Here is a 4,622-nt window from a genome sequence, read left to right as displayed (position 1 = left end):
CTCCTGGAGGAAAGGGCGCGCTCCCTGCTAGGCTTCGCGGACCCGAGGGATTATGTGATCCGCTTGAAACGTTAGGACCGCTTCGGCGGTCTTACAGCCATCAAGAAGATCACGGAGTGACGCATGGCGCGCGGGCAGGCCGGCACGACCGGTCGGCGGAAGGCCAATGGCGCGGCTGACACGTCCAGCAAGGGCGCGGCCGGGCCGACCAAGGAAGAGCTCCTCGGCTACTATCGGGAAATGCTGCTGATCCGCCGCTTCGAGGAGCGGGCCGGCCAGCTTTACGGCATGGGCCTGATCGGCGGATTCTGCCACCTCTACATCGGGCAGGAAGCCATCGCCGTTGGCGTCGAGGCGGCCAAGAAGCCGGGCGACGAGATCATCACCGGCTATCGCGACCACGGCCACATGCTGACGTGCGGCATGGACCCGAAGGAGGTCATGGCCGAGCTGACTGGCCGGATCGGCGGCTCTTCGAAGGGTAAGGGCGGCTCGATGCACATGTTCTCGACCGAGGCGGCCTTCTACGGCGGCCACGGCATCGTGGGCGCGCAGGTGCCACTTGGAACGGGCCTAGCGCTTGCCAACTGGTACCGCGAGGACGGCAAGGTCAGCTTCGCCTTCTTCGGCGACGGCGCGGCCAACCAGGGACAGGTCTACGAGGCCTTCAACATGGCCGAGCTGTGGAAGCTGCCGGTCGTCTATGTGATCGAGAACAACCAGTACGCCATGGGCACGGCCATTCAGCGCTCATCGTCGGAGACGCGCCTGCACAAGCGCGGCGTCTCGTTCGGCATCCCCGGCGAGGAGGTGGACGGCATGGACGTGCTGGCCGTGAAGGCGGCCGCCGAAAAGGCCGCCGACTACGCCCGCTCGGGCAAGGGACCTTATATCCTGGAGATGAAGACCTACCGCTATCGCGGCCATTCGATGAGCGATCCGGCAAAGTACCGGACACGCGAGGAGGTGGACGAGGTCCGTAAGACCCGCGACCCGATCGACCACGTCGAGGAACTGCTCGAGAAGAACGGCTGGGCCGACGAGGCCACGCTGAAGGCCATCGATGCGGATGTGAAGAAGATCGTCGCCGACGCCGCGGAGTTCGCCCGTACGAGCCCCGAGCCGGATCCCTCCGAGCTGTACACCGACGTCTACACGGACGTTGCTGCTCAAGGGGGCCGCGCGTGACCGACATCCTGATGCCGGCGCTCTCTCCGACGATGGAGGAGGGCACGCTCGCCAAGTGGCACGTGAAGGTGGGGGACACGGTCAAGTCCGGCGACGTCATCGCCGAAATCGAGACCGACAAGGCAACCATGGAAGTCGAGGCGGTCGACGAGGGCGTCGTCTCCGCCATCCTGGTGCCGGAGGGCTCCGAGGAGGTGAAGGTCAACACCCCGATCGCCCGGCTCGGCGGCGAAGGGGGGGCGGCCGCAGCGTCGGCGCCAGCTCCGGTCGAGAAGCCTGCGGTGGCCTCGGAAGCCGCGGCGGGCGACCCGGAGAAGCAGCCCCCCGAGGCGGCGAAGCCAAAGCCGGAAGGCGAGGGCGCAACGCCCGTGACGCCGAAGGTCGAACTCAGGGACCCTGAATTGCCGGAAGGCGTGAGCCTGGTGAAGACCACGGTCCGCGACGCCCTGCGCGACGCGATGGCCGAGGAGATGCGCGCCGACGGCGACGTCTTCCTGATGGGCGAGGAGGTCGCGCAGTACCAGGGCGCCTACAAGGTCAGCCGCGGCCTGCTGGACGAGTTCGGGCCCAAGCGCGTCATCGACACCCCGATCACCGAGTACGGCTTCGCCGGCCTGGGCGTGGGCGCGGCGATGGCGGGGCTGAAGCCGATCGTCGAGTTCATGACGTTCAACTTTGCGATGCAGGCAATTGATCATATTATCAATTCTGCCGCGAAGACACTGTACATGTCGGGTGGTCAGATCAAGGCGTCCATCGTCTTCCGTGGCCCCAACGGCGCGGCGGCGCGCGTGGCGGCGCAGCACAGCCAGGACTACGCCGCCTGGTACGGCCACGTGCCGGGCCTGAAGGTCATCGCGCCCTATGACGCGGCCGACGCCAAGGGGCTGCTCAAGGCGGCGATCCGCGACCCGAACCCCGTGGTCTTCCTGGAGCACGAGATGCTCTACGGCCAGGAGTTCGACGTGCCCGAGGGCATCGACTGGGTGGTGCCGATCGGCAAGGCCAAGGTCCGTCGCGAGGGGACGGGCGTCACGCTGGTCGCCTATTCCCGCATGGTCGGCTTCTGCCTGCAGGCGGCCGAGGAATTGGCCAAGGAAGGCATCGAGGCCGAGGTCGTCGACCTGCGCACGATCCGTCCCATGGACATCGAGACCGTCGTCGAGAGCGTGAAGAAGACGAACCGTCTGGTCACCGTCGAGGAAGGCTGGGGCCCGATGGGCGTCGGCGCCGAGGTCGCGGCCAAGGTGACGGAGCTGGCCTTCGACTACCTGGACGCCCCGCCGCTGCGGGTCCACCAGGAGGACGTGCCGCTGCCCTACGCGGCCAACCTGGAGGCCATGTCGATGCCTTCGGTCGAGCGGATCGTGAAGGCGGCGAAGGCGGTGAGCTACAAATGACCGACAGCCCGTTCCAATGGCGGGCGGGCGGGTGCCACTGCGGCGGGGTCCGCTTCGAGGTGGCGCTGCCGCCACGCGTCGAGGCCCAGAGCTGCAACTGCTCGATGTGCGCCAAGACCGGCTTCGTGCACGTGATCGTGCCCGAGAGCCGGTTCCGCATCACCAAGGGCATCGACCGCCTGGCCGAGTACACCTTCAACACGCGGGTGGCGAAGCACCTGTTCTGTTCGGAGTGCGGCGTAAAGAGCTTCTACCGACCGCGGTCGAACCCGGACGGCTGGAGCGTCAACGGCCGCTGCCTCGACAGCGTCGAGGGCCTGGAGGTCGTCATCGAAGCCTTCGACGGCCAGAACTGGGAGGCCAACGCCGCCGGCCTCGCCCACCTCTCCAAGGAGCCCGCGTGAGCCGCGCGGCCCAGATCCGGAAAGACTAGAGACAGCCAATGTCCATCGACGTCCTGATGCCCGCCCTGTCGCCCACCATGGAGGAGGGCACGCTCGCCAAGTGGCACGTGAAGAAGGGCGACGCCGTGAAGTCCGGCGACGTGATCGCCGAGATCGAGACCGACAAGGCCACCATGGAGGTGGAAGCCGTCGACGAGGGCGTCGTCGAGGATATCCTGATCCCGGAGGGATCCGAGGGCGTCAAGGTCAACACGCCCATCGCGCGCCTGGCCGGGGAGGGCGAGGCCCCAGCGCCGGCTGCGAAGGGGGAGGCTCCGAAGCCGGAGGCGCCCAAGGCGGCAGCGCCCGAGCCTGCCAAGGCCGCTGAACCGGCGAAGGCCGAGGCCAAGGCAGCGTCCGCCGCGGCTCCAGCCCCTGCGACGGCCGCCGACGGCGGGCGCATCTTCGCCTCGCCCCTGGCCCGCCGCCTTGCCGAGCAGAAGGGCATCGACCTGGCTGCCGTCACCGGCACCGGCCCTCATGGCCGCATCGTGAAGGTCGACATCGACAACGCCCAGCCGGGCCAGGCCAAGGCGCCGGCCGCCACCCCATCGGCGCCGGGCGCCGCGCCCGCCGCGGCCCCGCGCCAGCACATGACTTTGGAGCAGCAAGGCATTCCCGCCGGCAGCTACGAGCTCATCCCGCTGGACGGCATGCGCAAGACCGTGGCGCGCCGGATGACCGACAGCTTCCGCGACGTGCCGCACTTCCCGCTGACCGTCGACATCGAGATCGACGAGCTGCTGGCCGCCCGCACCAAGATCAACGCCATGCTGGAGAAGCAGGGCGTGAAGGTCAGCGTCAACGACATGGTGCTGAAGGCCTCGGCCGTCGCCCTGATGCGCGTGCCCGAGGCCAACGCCTCCTACACGCCCGAGGGCATCGCCATGCACAAGCACGCGGACATCGCCATGGCGGTGGCTGTGCCGGGCGGCCTGATCACCCCGATCATCCGCGCGTGTGAGACGAAGGGCCTGGCCCAGATCGCCGTCGAGGCCAAGGACCTGGCTGAGCGAGCGCGCACCAAGAAGCTGAAACCCGAGGAGTTCCAGGGCGGGACCTTCTCGGTCTCGAACCTGGGGATGTTCGGCATCAAGAGCTTCGCCTCGATCATCAACGAGCCGCAGGGCGCTATCCTCTCTGTGGGCGTAGGCGAGAAGCGGCCCGTGGTGCGTGGCGACAAGTTGGAGATCGCCACCGTGATGACCGTGACCCTGACCTGCGACCATCGGGTGGTGGACGGCGCCACGGGCGCGAAGTGGCTGGCGGCCTTCAAGCCGCTGCTCGAAGACCCCATCACCCTGATCGTCTGAGGCGCACGTCATGAGCAGCTTCTACGACTTCAGCGCCGAGACGCTGGACGGCAAGCCGGCGCCGCTGGACGCCTACCGGGGCAAGGTGGTGCTCATCGTCAACACGGCCAGCAAGTGCGGCTTCACCCGGCAGTACGAAGGGCTGGAGAAGCTTTACAAGCGCTTCCGCGACCGCGGCCTCGTGGTGCTGGGCTTTCCCTGCAACCAGTTCGGCCAGCAGGAACCCGGCGACGCCGAGGAGATCGCGAACTTCTGCTCGCTGACCTACGACGTGCAGT

General features: G+C 67.8%; 5 protein-coding genes and 1 pseudogene. All 6 read left to right on the top strand.

Going from position 1 to position 4,622, the window contains the following annotated elements; genetic code table 11:
* A pseudogene (locus Q0L11_RS14475) lies at positions 1-75 on the top strand (septum formation initiator family protein); the annotation flags it as partial.
* 48 nt (positions 76-123) lie between these two features.
* Positions 124-1,188, top strand: a complete 1,065-nt coding sequence (gene pdhA, locus Q0L11_RS14470) for a pyruvate dehydrogenase (acetyl-transferring) E1 component subunit alpha (RefSeq protein ID WP_296598149.1) — start codon at positions 124-126, stop codon at positions 1,186-1,188.
* Entirely contained in the window at positions 1,185-2,588 is a 1,404-nt protein-coding gene (locus Q0L11_RS14465) for a pyruvate dehydrogenase complex E1 component subunit beta (protein WP_296598147.1), read from the top strand. Before pdhA ends, Q0L11_RS14465 begins: the two co-directional genes overlap by 4 nt.
* On the top strand, positions 2,585-2,992 hold the full coding sequence (locus Q0L11_RS14460) for a GFA family protein (RefSeq protein WP_296598146.1): 408 nt from the start codon (positions 2,585-2,587) through the stop codon (positions 2,990-2,992). The genes Q0L11_RS14465 and Q0L11_RS14460 overlap by 4 nt, the downstream gene beginning before the upstream one ends.
* Before the next feature lie 38 nt (positions 2,993-3,030).
* On the top strand, positions 3,031-4,344 hold the full coding sequence (locus Q0L11_RS14455; RefSeq protein ID WP_296598145.1) for a pyruvate dehydrogenase complex dihydrolipoamide acetyltransferase: 1,314 nt from the start codon (positions 3,031-3,033) through the stop codon (positions 4,342-4,344).
* A gap of 10 nt (positions 4,345-4,354) precedes the next feature.
* The coding region (locus Q0L11_RS14450; protein ID WP_296598143.1) for a glutathione peroxidase at positions 4,355-4,622 on the top strand (268 nt) is incomplete at its 3' end.

It is taken from the genome of Phenylobacterium sp., assembly GCF_024508875.1.
Taxonomy (GTDB): domain Bacteria; phylum Pseudomonadota; class Alphaproteobacteria; order Caulobacterales; family Caulobacteraceae; genus Phenylobacterium.
The sequence above is the reverse complement of the archived record's forward strand: the minus strand, read 5'-3'. Positions and strand labels throughout refer to the sequence as shown.